Source organism: Streptomyces niveiscabiei (assembly GCF_033794345.1).
Taxonomy (GTDB): Bacteria; Actinomycetota; Actinomycetes; order Streptomycetales; family Streptomycetaceae; genus Streptomyces; species Streptomyces niveiscabiei.
On record NZ_JARAYJ010000003.1, the window covers coordinates 169613 to 184295 of the forward strand.

Consider the following 14683-nt stretch of genomic DNA (forward strand, 5'->3'; position numbering starts at 1 on the left):
CCTCAGGCCTCCGGGATCTCGAACTTCGACGTCCGGGTCATGCCCGCCGCCCTGCCCTTGCCGGAGACGACCAGCGCCATCTTGCGGCTCGCCTCGTCGATCATCTCGTCGCCGAGCATCGCCGAACCCTTCTTCCCGCCCGCCTCGGACGTGTAGTACTCGTACGCGTCCAGGATCAGTTCCGCGTGGTCGTAGTCCTCCTGCGACGGCGAGAAGATCTCGTTGGACGCCTCGACCTGGCCCGGGTGCAGCACCCACTTGCCGTCGAAGCCGAGCGCGGCGGCGCGCCGGGCGACCTCGCGGTAGCCGTCGACGTTGCGGATCTGGAGGTAGGGGCCGTCGATCGCCTGGAGGTCGTTCGCGCGGGCGGCCATCAGGATCTTCATGAGGATGTAGTGATAGGCGTCCGCGGGGTAGCCGGGGGGCTGTTCGCCGACGACGAGGGACTTCATGTTGATCGACGCCATGAAATCGGCCGGACCGAAGATGATCGTCTCAATACGTTGACTGGCCTGGGCGATCTCATTGACGTTGTTGAGTCCCTGTGCATTCTCGATCTGCGCCTCAATACCGATGCGGCCGACCTCGAATCCCATGGTCTTCTCGATCTGCGTCAACAGAAGGTCGAGTGCCACGATCTGCTGCGCGTTCTGCACCTTCGGCAGCATGACGCAGTCGAGGTTCGGGCCGGCGCCCTCGACGACCGTGACGACATCTCGATACGTCCACTCGGTCGTCCAGTCGTTGACGCGCACGACCCTCGTCTTGCCCGTCCAGTCGCCCTCGTTGAGGAACTTGACGATCGTGTGCCGGGCCTCCGGCTTCGCGAGCGGCGCGCACGCGTCCTCCAGGTCCAGGAAGACCTGGTCCGCCGGGAGGCCCTGCGCCTTCTCCAGGAAGCGCGGGTTGCTGCCCGGCACGGCGAGACAGGAGCGGCGGGGACGGAGACGGTTGACGGTCATGCGGGGACCTCCAAGGGGTCGAGCAGGGGGTCGAGCCGGTTCGCTGTGCGGATCTCGTCGACGATGCGGCCGATGATTCCGGTGATGTCGAAGTCCTTCGGGGTGAAGACCGCGGCCACACCCGCGGCCCGCAGCTCTTCGGCGTCACCGCTGGGGATGATGCCACCGGCGATCACCGGGATGTCTGTGGCACCGGCCACACGCAGCCGTTCGAGGACGTCCGGGACCAGGCGGGCGTGCGAGCCGGACAGGATCGACAGGCCGACCGCGTGCACGTCCTCCGCGAGCGCAGCGTCCACGATCTGCTCCGGCGTCAGCCGGATGCCCTGGTACACCACCTCGAACCCGGCGTCCCGCGCGCGCACCGCGATCTGCTCGGCGCCGTTGGAGTGCCCGTCCAGGCCCGGCTTGCCGACCAGGAAACGCAGCTTGCCGGTGCCGAGGTCCCGCGCGGTGACGTCCACCCTGCGGCGCACCTCCGCCAGCGCCGAGCCCTCCTCCACGGGGACCGCGACCGGCGCCGACGACACGCCCGTCGGCGCCCTGAACTCGCCGAACACCTCGCGCAGGGCGCCCGCCCACTCGCCGGTCGTGATCCCCGCGCGGGCGCACTCCAGGGTGGCCTCCATGAGGTTCTCCGTGCCCTGCGCGGCCTCCTTGAGGCGGTCGAGGGCCTGACGGACCGTCGGGTAGTGGAAGGGGTCGCCCATGCCCTGCCGGTCGGACGACTCCTGGCGGGTGGTGCGCCACTCCTCGACGGCCGCCACGACCCGTTCCTCGACAGCCGGATCGACTGTCTGGATGGCTTGACCGAGATCGGCGGTGAGTGGATTGGGCTCCGACGTATTGAACGCATTGACGCCGACGATCAACTCTTGACCGGACTCAATACGTGCCCGGCGCTCCGCGTGCGACGCCACCAGCTGCGACTTCAGGTACCCCGACTCCACGGCGGCCATCGCGCCGCCCATCTCCTGGATCCGCGCCATCTCCGCGAGGGAGTCCGCGACCAGCGCGTCCACCTTCTTCTCGACGACGTGCGACCCGGCGAAGATGTCCTCGTACTCCAGCAGATCGCTCTCGTGCGCCAGCACCTGCTGGATCCGCAGCGACCACTGCTGGTCCCACGGCGTCGGCAGCCCCAGCGCCTCGTTCCACGCCGGCAGCTGCACCGCCCGCGCGCGGGCGTCCTTCGACAGCGTCACCGCGAGCATCTCCAGCACGATCCGCTGGACGTTGTTCTCCGGCTGCGCCTCCGTCAGCCCCAGCGAGTTGACCTGCACGCCGTAGCGGAACCGGCGCTGCTTGGGGTCCTCGATGCCGTACCGCTCGCGCGTCACCTGGTCCCAGATGCGGCCGAAGGCGCGCATCTTGCACATCTCCTCGATGAAGCGGACGCCGGCGTTGACGAAGAAGGAGATACGGCCGACGACATCACCTTTCTGGTCTTCGGAGATCTGCCCGGAAGCGAACACCGCGTCGAGAACGGCGACCGCCGTCGACATCGCGTACGCGATCTCCTGGACGGGCGTCGCCCCCGCCTCCTGGAGGTGATAGCTGCATATGTTGATCGGGTTCCACTTCGGCATGTGGTTGACCGTGTAACAGATCATGTCCGTCGTCAGCCTCAGCGAAGGACCCGGCGGGAAGACGTGCGTCCCCCGCGAGAGGTACTCCTTGACGATGTCGTTCTGCGTCGTCCCCTGGAGCAGTTCGGGGTCCGCGCCCTGCTCCTCCGCGACGACCTGATAGAGCGCCAGCAGCCACATCGCGGTCGCGTTGATCGTCATCGAGGTGTTCATGCGCTCCAGGGGGATGTCCTGGAACAGCCGTCGCATGTCCCCGAGATGGGCCACCGGCACACCCACCCGGCCGACCTCGCCGCGCGCGAGGACGTGGTCGGGGTCGTAGCCGGTCTGGGTCGGCAGGTCGAAGGCGACCGACAGACCCGTCTGGCCCTTGGCGAGGTTGCGGCGGTACAGCTCGTTGGACGCCTCGGCGGTGGAGTGCCCGGCGTACGTCCGCATGAGCCACGGCCGGTCCTTCTGGCGCTCTGTCATCGGGTGCCCTCAGACGTTCCGGAAGCGGTTGATGGCGTCGATGTGCTGCTCGCGCTTGGCGTGGTCGCGCACGCCGAGCCCTTCCTCGGGCGCCAGGCACAGGACGCCGACCTTGCCCTGGTGGGCGTTGCGGTGGACGTCGTACGCGGCCTGCCCGGTCTCCTCCAGGGCGTACACCTTGGAGAGCGTCGGGTGGATCCTGCCCTTGGCGACCAGGCGGTTGGCCTCCCACGCCTCGCGGTAGTTCGCGAAGTGCGAGCCGATGATCCGCTTGAGGGACATCCACAGGTACCGGTTGTCGTACTCGTGGTTGTAGCCGGACGTGGACGCGCAGGTGACGATCGTGCCGCCCTTGCGGGTGACGTACACCGACGCGCCGAACGTCTCGCGGCCCGGGTGCTCGAAGACGATGTCGACGTCCTCGCCGCCGGTCAGCTCGCGGATGCGCTTGCCGAAGCGCTTCCACTCGCGCGGGTCCTGGGTGTGGTCGTCCTGCCAGAACTTGTAGTCCTCGGCGGTCCGGTCGATGATCGCCTCCGCGCCCATCCGGCGGCAGATCTCCGCCTTCTGCGGGCTGGAGACGACACAGATCGGCGTGGCGCCGCCGGCCAGCGCGAACTGCGTGGCGTAACTGCCGAGTCCGCCGCTCGCCCCCCAGATCAGGACGTTGTCGCCCTGCTTCATCCCGGCGCCGTTGCGCGAGACGAGCTGCCGGTACGCCGTCGAGTTGACGAGGCCGGGCGAGGCGGCCTCCTCCCAGCTCAGGTGGTCCGGCTTCGGCATCAGCTGGTTCGACTTGACCAGCGCGATCTCCGCGAGGCCGCCGAAGTTCGTCTCGAAGCCCCAGATGCGCTGCTCCGGGTCGAGCATCGTGTCGTTGTGGCCGTCGGACGACTCCAGCTCGACGGACAGACAGTGCGCGACGACCTCGTCACCCGGCTGCCACGCGTTGACGCCGGGTCCGGTGCGCAGGACGACGCCCGCGAGGTCGGAGCCGATGACGTGGTAGGGCAGGTCGTGGCGCTTCGTCAGCTCGCTGACCTTGCCGTAGCGCTCCAGGAACCCGAACGTCGAGAGGGGCTCGAAGATCGACGTCCACACGGAGTTGTAGTTCACGGACGACGCCATGACCGCCACCAGGGCCTCGCCCGGGCCGAGTTCGGGCACGGGCACCTCGTCCAGGTGCAGCGACTTGCGCGGGTCCTTGTCGCGGGTCCGCATCCCCGCGAACATCTCCGTCTCGTCCTTGTGCACGGTGATCGCGCGGTACGACTCGGGCAGCGGGAGGGCGGCGAAGTCGGCGGATGTGCTCTCCGGCGACTGGATCGCCTCCAGGATGTCCTTCACGGTCACGGTGTTGCCTCCGGCGGTGTGCGCCCCTGAGGGAAGGGCGCGGTGAGGGTGCTGGCTTCTGGTGTGCGGCGGCGCTTTGTGGCGCGGGAGGTTGCCTGTGACGCAGGCGTCCGGGTGCGCGGCGACGTGGTGCGCGGGGACAACCGGCGGACGGCTGTTCGCCGTCCGCCGGCCACCCGGACGACTTCAAGGTATGACACCCCGTGTCACTCGGCAAGGCACTGAGTGCCATGAATTGCGCTCAGGTGAATTCTTTACTTGACAAGTGAGCGATGATCGATCAGGTGGGGGTCCCGAGGTGCGGGAAAACGTGCCCTGACATGCCAAAACGGCCACCCGTGGGGGTGGCCGTCGTCACAGAGATGTTCTCGGGTCAGCGTTCCTTGAGCGCCTGCTCGATCGCCCGCATGACCTCGTCCAGCGGCGCGTCCGTCCGGGCGACCGTCACCAGGACCTCGCCCTGCGCCGAGAGTGCCGCCGGGGGCGCCGATGCGGCGGGGGAGGGGGGCGTCGCCGCGCGCCCGATGCCGATGCCGGTGCCGAACGTACGGCGCACGATCGCGAACGCGTGGTCCAACTGCGCCTCCACGTCGCCCTGCCCGCCCGCGCGCAGCCAGCGCCGCAGCACGTGGTTGTGCGCGGTGACCACCGCCGACGCGGCGACCTCGGCCAGCAGCGGGTCGTCGTTCGCGTCGTCGTCGTGCGCGTGCTCGTCGAAGTGGCCCAGGAGATAGCGCGTGAACAGCCGCTCGTAGCGGGCCACCGAGGCGATCTCCGCCTCGCGCAGGGTGGGCACCTCACGCGTCAGCTTGTAGCGGGCGACCGAGATCTCCGGCCGCGCCGCGTACATCCTCATGACCTCCTTGATGCCGCGGCACACGGTGTCGAGGGGGTGCTCGTGCGCCGGAGCGGCGTTCAGCACCGCCTCCGCGCGGACCAGCGTGTCGTCGTGGTCCGGGAAGATCGCCTCCTCCTTGGAGCGGAAGTGGCGGAAGAACGTACGGCGCGCGACCCCGGCCGTCGCCGCGATCTCGTCGACGGTGGTCGCCTCGTAGCCCTTCGTCGCGAACAGCTCCATCGCGGCTGCCGCCAGTTCTCGGCGCATCTTGAGCCGCTGGGCGGCGGCACGGCTGCCTGCGGCACTCTCCGGCGCGTCGGACGAGGCGGGGGTACGGGAGGACTTGGCGGGCTGGGACATGCCCCGAACGTACTGCATGTGCACGGCCCGATGCGCAGGTCCGGGGTCCGCCCGGCCTGCGGAATCGAGCAGCCCGCCCCAGTCCGCCCGCCCCAGGAAGGGGTCAGCGCCTGGCATGTTCGCGGAAGCCGCGGCCCGTCTTGCGGCCGAGGCAGCCCGCGGCGACCAGGTGCTCCAGAAGCGGCGCCGGCGCGAGGCCGGGGTCGCGGAACTCGCGGTGCAGGACCTTCTCGATGGCGAGGGAGACGTCCAGGCCGACGACGTCGAGGAGTTCGAAGGGGCCCATCGGGTAGCCGCCGCCGAGCCGCATCGCCGCGTCAATGTCGTCAAGAGATGCGTAATGTTCCTGCACCATCTTGATCGCGTTGTTGAGATACGGGAACAGCAGGGCATTCACGATGAACCCCGCACGGTCTCCACAGTTGACGGGATGCTTCTTGATCGATGCACAGACTTCGTCAACAGTTGATCGAGTATCGTCCGCCGTCAACACTGTACGGACCACCTCGACCAGCTTCATCGCCGGTGCAGGATTGAAGAAGTGCATCCCCACGACGTCCTGGGGCCGCGACGTCGCCCGCGCGCACGCGATCACCGGCAACGACGACGTCGTGGTCGCCAGCACCGCCCCCGGCCGGCACACCTTGTCCAGCGTCGCGAACAACTGCTGCTTGACCGCGAGATCCTCCGCGACCGCCTCGACGGCGAGGTCGACGTCCGCGAACGCGTCGTACGACCCGGTCGGCGTGATCCGCTCCAGCGTGCCCGCCGCCGCCTCGGCAGTGAGCCGCCCCTTGTCGACGGACCGCGCGAGCGACGTCCCGATCCGGGCCTTCGCGGCGACGGCCTTCTCCTCGCTGCGGGCGGCCAGGACGACGTCGTACCCGGCCTTCGCGAACACCTCCGCGATGCCGGACGCCATGGTCCCCGACCCGGCGACGCCCACGGAGCGGACGGGTCGGCCGGGGACGCCGGAGGCGCCGGGGAGGGGGGTGAGGGCGTCGGGGACGACGGTCGCGCTGCCCGGAGCCTCGTACGTGTAGAAGCCGCGCCCCGCCTTGCGGCCCGTGAGCCCGGCCTCGCTGAGCTGGCGGAGGATCGGCGCGGGGGCGTGCAGACGGTCGTGGGAGGCGGCGTACATGGCGTCCAGGACGGTGCGCGCGGTGTCGACGCCGATCAGGTCGAGGAGGGCGAGCGGGCCCATCGGGAGGCCGCAGCCCAGGCGCATCGCCGCGTCGATGTCCTCGCGGGAGGCGTAGCGCGCCTCGTACATCGCCGCCGCCTGGTTGAGGTAGCCGAACAGCAGGCCGTCCGCGACGAAGCCGGGGCGGTCGCCGACGGCCACCGGCTCCTTGCCGAGTTCGACGGCCAGTTCGGTGACCGTCGCGACGGCCTGCGGGGCGGTCAGCACCGACGAGACGACCTCGACGAGCTTCATCGCGGGCGCCGGGTTGAAGAAGTGCAGGCCCAGCACGCGCTCCGGGCGCGCGGACTCGGCCGCGAGCCGGGTCACGGACAGGGCGTTCGTACCGGTCGCGAGGATCGCGTCGGGGCGCACGACGCCGTCCAGCTCGCGGAAGATCTGCTGCTTGATCTCGTACGACTCCGGCGCGACCTCGATCACCAGGTCCGCGTCGGCCGCCTCGCGCAGGTCGGTGCCCGTACGGATCAGGGCGAGCGCGTCCGCGCGCTCCTGCTCGGTGAGCCGGCCGCGGGCCACCGCGCGGGCGGTGGAGGTCTCCAGGGCGGCGACGCAGCGGGCCGCCTGCGCGGCGCTGATGTCGATGCCGATCACCCGGCGGCCGGCCTTGGCGAGGACTTCGGTGATGCCGGTGCCCATCGTGCCGAGACCGACGACGGCGACGGTCCGCAGGGCCTGCTGGGGCAGCGGGGTCTGCTGGGGCAGCGGGGTCTGCTGGATCTGCTGGATCTGCTGGGAGGAGGGGGACAGGGGAGTGGCCATCGAGGGACTCCAGGAAAGAGGTGACGACTGGGAGAGCGCCGGGTGCGCCGAGGGGGCGCGCGGGGCGCGAAAGGCTGCGGGTGCTGCCGGGCTGCGAGCGCACACGCCCGACATACAGATGCGTACGGCTTGTCCGGCTCGTACGGCGGAGAGATCCGACCGGCCCTGTCCCGGAGCCGGGTCGTGCTTCCCGCGGCGGCTGCGTCACCAGGCCGCCACGAGGAGGTACGCGGGAGGGTGTCCCGCTCGTCTGAGCTTAACCCGCGAGTAACGAGCGCGCCAGCCCCTGGATGCGGTGGACTTCGCGAACCCGTTCCCCTCCTGGTCGCGCCCCGCCTACGCTCTGAATCATGGACGAGGAGTCGCGATCGCTCACGGAGCGCTTACGCCGGGAGTCGGGCGGGGGCGAGCCCTTCGAGCGGCTCGCGGCGGCCGGCGTGGACGAGCTGGCCGGGGTGCTGACCGAGCCCGGACGGCCGCTGTGGGCGCGGGAGCTGGCCGCGTACCGGCTCGGCCTCGCGGGGGACCGGCGCGCCTTCGAAGCCCTCGTCCTCCTCCTCAACCACCGCGACCCCCCGCGCTGCGCCTCCGCCGCGCACGCGCTCGCCCGCCTCGGCGACCCCCGCACCGCCCGCGCGGCGGCGGCCCTCGCCACCAACGAACTCCGCGTCGCCTACGCGCTCCAGCCGGTCCGCCTCCTGGCCGCCCTCGCCGCCCCCGAGTCGGTCCCGGCCCTGATCACGACCCTCCGCCGCCGCCTCACCCCCCACGACCCGTACCGCCGCGTGGCACTGGCCTGCATCGAGGGCCTCGGCGCACTCCGCGATCCTCGCGCGCGGCCGGTCCTGGAGGACGCCCTGGCGCATCCGGCGGTGGCGGAGGCGGCGGCGCGGGCGCTGCGGAGGATTCCGGCGAGGAGACGGTGAGTCAGCCGCCCACCTCCCCCACGTACCGCACCTCCGGCACCTGCGCCCCGCCCGCCTCGAACGGTTCCTCCGCGCCGTCGGGTGCGAGGCCCGCGCGCTCGTAGAACCGGCGTGCGCGGGCGTTGTCCCTGAGCACCCACAGGTACAGCCGCTCGCGCCCCCGCGAGGCGAGCCGGCGCCGCGTCTCCTGGAGGAGCGCGTGTCCGACACCCGAGCCGAAACAGGCCGCGTCCACGTACAGGGCGTACAACTCCGCGTCGTCCGTGAGGCGTTCACCGTCCCGGTACGGCCCGTGACAGGCCCAGCCGACGACCGTTCCGGCGCGCTCGGCGACGAGGTTGACCACGTCCTCGCCGGCGTTCTCGAAGTGAGCACGACGGCGGTCGGCGTCCTCGGGGACCGAGAGGGAGTCGAGGTAGGGCTGAGGGATCAGGCCCCGGTAGGCGGTCTGCCAGCCGCGCACGCGGATCTCGGCGACCCGGGGGCAGTCGGCGAGGACCATGGGACGGACCGAGAGCGGCGGCGTCATCGCGCGGTCACCGCCAACGCCTCGATCTCCATGAGGAATTCGGGCCGGACCAGTGCGGAGACCTGGACGGCGGAGGCGGCCGGGAGGCGGTCGTCCGGGATGTGGAGGGCGCGGGCTTCGCGGATCGCGGGCATGTACGCCATGTCCGTGACGAAATAGGTGAGTTTGACGACGTCCGAGAAGGCCGCGCCCGCCGAGGCGAGGCAGCGGCGGAGGTTCTCGAAGACCTGGCGGGCCTGGGCGCCGGGGTCGCCCGCGCCGACCAGGTCGCCCCCCTCGTCGAGGGCGACCTGGCCGGAGACGGCGATCAGGCGGCCGGTGCCGATGACCACGTGGCTGTACTGCGCGGCGGGGGAGACGCCGTCGGGGGCCGGGATGCGGGTCAGGTCGCTCATGAACCCATCATGGATCACGGGTCTGACAGTGAGGATGTACGCGGCATCGCTCGGGGGTCTGACTCTGGGGCTGACTGGCGTTTCGGCTGCCTGTGTGTTGAATTGTCGGCCCCCGGGGGATGCCACTGCGTGTACTCGCGGGCGTCCGTGACCTCATAGGAGCTTGGCCGTCGGGCCTCTTCACTGTCTCGTCCGTCTGCCCGGGCGGCACACGCGGTTCCACCACGCCTCGTATGAAGGACGGCAGAACAGGCATGAGCGCGCCCGGGATGGCGGTGATCGGCGGAGTCGACACCCACACGGACATCCACCAAGCCGCGGTGATCGACCCGGTCGGCCGCCATCTGGACACGCAGTCGTCCGAAACGACGGCGGCCGGCTACGGGCAGCTGCTGACATGGCTGCGCGCCCAGGGGGACGTCATCGCGGTCGGGATGGAGGGGACCGGGGCCTGCGGCGCGGAACTCGCCCGGTTCCTGACCGCCGCCGGCATTACGGTCGTGGAGGTCGACCGCCCGGACCGCAGGGCCAGGCGGTCGCACGGCAAGTCCGATCCGATCGACGCCTACGCGGCGGCCACCACCGTCCTCTCCGGCCGCGCGAGCGGAACACCGAAGAGCCGGAACGGGATCGTCGAGGCCATCCGCGCCCTGCGTGTGGTCCGCAAGAGCGCGGTCAAGGCCCGCACCCAAGCCATCAACCAGATCCGCTCTCTCATGGTCACTGCACCCTCCGCCGTGCGGGAGAAGCTGCGGGGACTGTCCACCGCCGTACTCATCGACACCCTCGCCCGGACCCGGCCCACCGGTGACCTCACCGACCCCGCCCATGCGGCCAGGACGGCCTTGCGCCGCCTCGCCCGCCGCTACCAGACCCTTCAGCAGGAGATCAAAGAGGCCGACGCCGACCTCGCCCCCCTCGTGACCCAGGCGGCCCCCAGCCTCGTCGCCCTGCCCGGAGTCGGCATCGAGACGGCCGGACAGCTTCTGATCACAGCCGGAGACAACCCCGACCGGCTCCGATCCGAAGCATCCTTCGCACACCTGTGCGTGGCCGCCCCGATCCCCGCTTCCTCGGGCCGCACCAACCGCCACCGCATCAACCGCGGCGGAGACCGGCACGCCAACAGCGCCCTCTGCACCATCGTCCTGGTTCGCATGCAACGACCCACGGACCAGGGACTACGTCGCCAGACGCACCGCCGAAGGCATGTCCACCAAGGACGTCCGCGAGGTCTACAGGCACATCAAAGCCACCGGCGTCCCGGTGGCAACGGCCACGTGAACGAGGCGATCAGATCATCACGAGCCGGTGCGCAGGTCAGGCCAGGGATGCCCGTCCGGCGACATGCCGGACGGGCGGCCGGCCCGGACGAAGTCGCGGTACTCGTCCTGCACGACACCCTGGTTGACCCACCGCCCGCGAACAGCCCCCGTGCACTCCTCGGCAAGAACCAGCGCGTCGTGCGGGTCCTCAGCCGTGCCCAGGAGCTGGCCGAAGTCCTCTTCCTCGGCATCCTGATCGAACGGCGGGAACACGTCCAGGTCCACAAAATTCTCGTGCCCGACATCTTCGACGGCATGGACATAGACCTCGTATGACGTCCTCGCCGCCCGGACCTCGGCATACCTCACACCGGGGCGCTCGGGCGAGCCGACCGGCCCGAGGAACTGCTCAACCGAACGGCCCCGCCTCAAGGCCCCGATGATGAAGGACTCCACCAAGTAGCGCACCCAGGCACAGTACGACCCAGCCACGACAACCGATCAACTTGACGATCTACAGGAGCTTCAACGCCCCCGGCACCTCGGGTCGACGGACCTGGGGTCAGCCTCTGAAGCCCAGCAAGCCGTGCAGCGCCGTGCCGTGCGCCGACGGTGCCGCGACCTTGCTGGTGAGCGGCTTGGGGTCCGGCAGGGCCTTGCACACCGCGTCGACCGGGCCGTCGGCGCGCGGGACCGTGCCGTCCGTGAGGTACGCGGCGAGGTGCTTGTCGAGGCACGCGTTGCCGCTGAGGGTGATGCCGTGGTTCCCGCCGCCCTCCTCGACGACGAGGCTGGAGCCGCGCAGCAGCGCGTGCGTGAGGGCGCCGCCCTCGAACGGGGTCGCCGCGTCGTCGGTCGCCTGGAACAGCAGGACCGGCGGCAGCTTGTGGTTGGCGACGTTCACCGGACGGAGCGACTTCGTCGGCCAGAACGCGCACGCCGCGTTGTACCAGGCGTTGTTCCAGGTCATGAAGGGCGCCTTCTCGTACGTCGCCCAGTTGTCGGCCCGCCACTGCTCCCAGTCGCGCGGCCAGGCGGCGTCCCGGCACTGCACCGAGCTGTAGACGCTGAACCCGTTGTCCCCGGACGCGTCGACCGCGCCGAACTTCTCGTACGCCTCGACCAGCGGATCGGCGTCCTTGGTGTTCACGTACGCGGCGAACGCCTCGGCGAGGTAGGGCCAGTAGCCGTTGAAGTACCCGCCCGGCAGAAACGTGTCCTCCAGCTCGGAGGCGCCGACCTTGCCACCGGCCGGCTTCTTCGCGAGGGACGCGCGCATGGCGTACCACTTCGTCTCGACCTTCTCGGGGTCGGTGCCGAGGTGGTAGGTGGCGTCGTACTTCGCGATCCACGCCATCAGCGCGCGGTGGCGGTCGTTGAAGGCGACGTCCTGGGAGAGGTTGTCGTCGTACCAGACACCCGAGGGGTCGACGATCGAGTCGAGCACCAGGCGGCGCACGCGCTCCGGGTACAGCTTGGCGTAGACGGCGCCCAGGTACGTGCCGTACGAGTAGCCGAAGTAGTTGATCCGGTGCGCGCCCACGGCCGTGCGGATGGCGTCCATGTCGCGCACCGCGCTGACGGTGTCGATGTACGGCAGGAGCTTGGCGTACTTCGTGCCGCAGGCTTTCGCGAACGACTGCACGCGCGCGAGGTTGGCCCGTTCGATCGCCTCGGTGACGGGCACCGAGTCGGGGCGCACGGGGTCGAAGTGGCCCGGCTTGCAGTCCAGCGCGGGCGTGGACTTGCCGACCCCGCGCGGGTCGAAGCCGATGACGTCGTACTGCGCGGCGACGTTCTTCGGGAGCGTCGAGGCGACGAACCCGGCGAGGGACAGGCCGCTGCCGCCGGGACCGCCGGGGTTGACCAGCAGGGGGCCCTGGTAGGTCTTGGCGGTGTGCGGGACGCGGGTCAGCGCGAGGCTGATCTGCTGCCCGCGCGGGTTGCCGTGGTCGAGCGGCACCTTCAGGGAGGCGCACTGGAGCGTCGGGTGGTCGGTCGTACCGCAGCTCTTCCAGGCGAGCTTCTCGGTGTGCGACACCGGAGCGGCCTCTACGGGCGCGGCGGTGAGCGTCGCGGCCACGACGGCGGCGGCACCGCACAGTACGGCTGCGCGTTTTCTCATGGAGCCTCCCAGGACTGCCGGGACCGTGTGGGTCGACGGCCCCGGCGGCATGGTCCCGGGAAGCGGGGGCGGAAGAACCTGTTCCGCCGATAGTTGACCCGATCGGATGTTCCGGACGTGCTCACAGCAGGGTCAGCTGGACCGGACCCGCCGGTTCCGGCTCCACCGTCTGCGCGGGCGCGGGGGTCCTGCGCGGCATCCCCGCGCGCGTGGGGCCGATGCCGTACTCCCGCGCCAGTTCGTGGACCTGGCGGGTGATCCGGCGCTGGTACCAGGTCGGGGCGTAGGCGCCGTCCGCGTACAGCCGGTCGTAACGGGACGTCAGACGCGGGTGGTGGTGCGCCAGCCAGGCCATGAACCACTCGCGCGCGCCGGGCCGCAGATGCAGCGTCAGCGGCGTCACGGACGTCGCTCCGGCGGCGGCGATCGCACGCACGGTGGCGCGCAGCTGATCGGGGTGGTCGCCGAGGAACGGGATCACGGGAGCCATCAGGACGCCGCACCCGAGCCCGGCGTCGGCGAGCGCGCGGACGACGTCCAGGCGCCGCCCCGGGGCCGGGGTGCCCGGCTCCACCGTGCGCCACAGCTCCTCGTCGAGGAAGCCGACCGACACGGAGACGCCGACGTCGGTCACCTCGGCGGCCCGCCGCAGCAGGTCGAGGTCGCGCAGGATCAGCGTCCCCTTGGTGAGGATCGAGAACGGGTTCGCGCGCTCCCGAAGTGCGGTCAATATGCCCGGCATCAGTTGATAGCGGCCCTCCCCACGTTGATAGCAGTCAACGTTCGTGCCCATCGCGATGTGCTCGCCCTGCCAGCGCGGGGAGGCGAGTTCGCGGCGCAGCACCTCGGGGGCGTTCACCTTGACGACGATCTGCGTGTCGAAGCCGATGCCCGTGTCGAGGTCCAGATAGCTGTGCGTGCGACGCGCGAAGCAGTACACGCACGCGTGCGAACAACCCCGGTAGGGGTTCACCGTCCATTCGAACGGCATGCGCGAGGCGCCCGGCACCCGGTTCAGGACCGAGCGGGCCCGGACCTCGTGGAACGTCATTCCGCGGAACTCGGGCGTGTCGAAGGTGCGGGTGGTCACCGCGTCCGCGCCGAACAGGGCGGGGTCGGCCGCCCGGCCGTGCTCGCCGGGCTCCTGGGTGAGGTTCTGCCAGCGCATGACGCCTCCTCGGTAGCACTGGCCACAGAATAGAACACTTGTTCCCATGATCGTGCGCGTGCCGTTTCCGATCGCTTTGGGACCCCCGATTTGGGTGGCCGCCCGGCGGGGTGGTTGGCTTGCCCCGACCCCGAGAAACAGGCCCTGGAGGAACTCATGGCGCAGGTCGAGGCCACCACCGAGCGCGTCGTCGCGGCGGACCCGGAGACGGTGTTCGACACACTCGCCGACTACAGCGGCCCTCGCGCGAAGCTGATGCCCGAACAGTTCAGCGAGTTCGAGGTGCGCGAGGGCGGCGACGGCGAGGGCACGCTCGTGCACTGGAAGCTCCAGGCGACCAAGAAGCGCGTGCGCGACTGCCTCCTGGAGGTCACCGAGCCCACCGACGGCGAGCTCGTCGAGAAGGACCGCAACTCCTCCATGGTCACCGTCTGGCGCGTCACGCCCGCCGGCGAGGGCAGGGCGCGCGTCGTCGTCACCACGACCTGGCAGGGCGCCGGCGGCATCGGCGGCTTCTTCGAGAAGACCTTCGCCCCCAAGGGCCTCGCCCGGATCTACGACGCGCTGCTCGCCAACCTCGCCGCCGAGGTGGAGAAGTAGAACGCCCGGCCCGGCGGACAGGTTCCGCCCGAGCCCCGGCCGTTGATCGAATTCACCGGTTCGAGTGGTTGTTCCCACGAACCCGGTCGGCGCCGTAACTCGTCGCGCTTGCCAGGAGTTGTCGCTTTACGCGGGAATT

12 protein-coding genes and 1 pseudogene are annotated in these 14683 nt (G+C 70.4%); 3 read left to right on the forward strand and 10 right to left on the reverse strand.

What is annotated here, in order from left to right:
- Window positions 1–2 precede the first annotated feature (2 nt).
- The 5 genes from PV682_RS05160 to PV682_RS05180 all read right to left on the reverse strand — a co-directional run bounded on the left by PV682_RS05160 (window position 3) and on the right by PV682_RS05180 (window position 7536).
- A complete protein-coding gene (locus tag PV682_RS05160; protein WP_055720797.1) occupies window positions 3–962 on the reverse strand; it encodes an HpcH/HpaI aldolase/citrate lyase family protein in 960 nt (319 codons plus the stop codon).
- Complete coding sequence (locus PV682_RS05165; RefSeq protein WP_319724480.1) at window positions 959–3022, reverse strand: protein meaA; 2064 nt, start codon at window positions 3020–3022, stop codon at window positions 959–961. The genes PV682_RS05160 and PV682_RS05165 overlap by 4 nt, the downstream gene beginning before the upstream one ends.
- A 9-nt stretch (window positions 3023–3031) precedes the next feature.
- Window positions 3032–4369 carry a crotonyl-CoA carboxylase/reductase gene (ccrA, locus tag PV682_RS05170; RefSeq protein WP_319724854.1) on the reverse strand — a complete coding sequence of 446 codons (1338 nt, stop codon included), beginning with the start codon at window positions 4367–4369 and terminating at the stop codon, window positions 3032–3034.
- Window positions 4370–4748: 379 nt separating this feature from the next.
- On the reverse strand, window positions 4749–5591 hold the full coding sequence (locus PV682_RS05175) for a TetR family transcriptional regulator (protein WP_319724482.1): 843 nt from the start codon (window positions 5589–5591) through the stop codon (window positions 4749–4751).
- An 85-nt stretch (window positions 5592–5676) separates the two neighbouring features.
- On the reverse strand, window positions 5677–7536 hold the full coding sequence (locus tag PV682_RS05180; RefSeq protein ID WP_407705601.1) for a 3-hydroxyacyl-CoA dehydrogenase family protein: 1860 nt from the start codon (window positions 7534–7536) through the stop codon (window positions 5677–5679).
- A gap of 350 nt (window positions 7537–7886) precedes the next feature.
- Between PV682_RS05180 and PV682_RS05185 the strand changes: the two genes are divergently transcribed.
- The gene (locus PV682_RS05185; protein ID WP_319724483.1) at window positions 7887–8462 is read left to right on the forward strand and encodes an adenylosuccinate lyase; all 576 of its coding nucleotides are present in this window, start codon (window positions 7887–7889) and stop codon (window positions 8460–8462) included.
- Between the two features lies 1 nt (window position 8463).
- Here the strand turns inward: PV682_RS05185 and PV682_RS05190 are convergent, their stop codons facing one another.
- A complete protein-coding gene (locus tag PV682_RS05190) occupies window positions 8464–8991 on the reverse strand; it encodes a GNAT family N-acetyltransferase (RefSeq protein ID WP_319724485.1) in 528 nt (175 codons plus the stop codon).
- Window positions 8988–9386, reverse strand: coding sequence for a RidA family protein (locus PV682_RS05195; protein ID WP_319724487.1), 399 nt, complete (start codon window positions 9384–9386; stop codon window positions 8988–8990). Before PV682_RS05195 ends, PV682_RS05190 begins: the two co-directional genes overlap by 4 nt.
- 254 nt (window positions 9387–9640) lie before the next feature.
- On the opposite strand from PV682_RS05195, the pseudogene PV682_RS05200 reads away from it, so the two are divergent.
- A pseudogene (locus PV682_RS05200) lies at window positions 9641–10670 on the forward strand (IS110 family RNA-guided transposase).
- 17 nt (window positions 10671–10687) lie between these two features.
- Here the strand turns inward: PV682_RS05200 and PV682_RS44545 are convergent.
- From PV682_RS44545 to PV682_RS05210, 3 genes are all read right to left on the reverse strand, one after another.
- Entirely contained in the window at window positions 10688–11119 is a 432-nt protein-coding gene (locus PV682_RS44545; protein WP_456154968.1) for a hypothetical protein, read from the reverse strand.
- 94 nt (window positions 11120–11213) lie between these two features.
- Window positions 11214–12776, reverse strand: coding sequence for an alpha/beta hydrolase (locus PV682_RS05205; RefSeq protein ID WP_319724491.1), 1563 nt, complete (start codon window positions 12774–12776; stop codon window positions 11214–11216).
- 121 nt (window positions 12777–12897) lie between these two features.
- A complete protein-coding gene (locus tag PV682_RS05210) occupies window positions 12898–13944 on the reverse strand; it encodes an Rv2578c family radical SAM protein (RefSeq protein WP_319724493.1) in 1047 nt (348 codons plus the stop codon).
- A gap of 156 nt (window positions 13945–14100) precedes the next feature.
- Between PV682_RS05210 and PV682_RS05215 the strand changes: the two genes are divergently transcribed.
- A complete protein-coding gene (locus tag PV682_RS05215) occupies window positions 14101–14544 on the forward strand; it encodes an SRPBCC family protein (RefSeq protein ID WP_055720790.1) in 444 nt (147 codons plus the stop codon).
- Window positions 14545–14683: the final 139 nt, after the last annotated feature.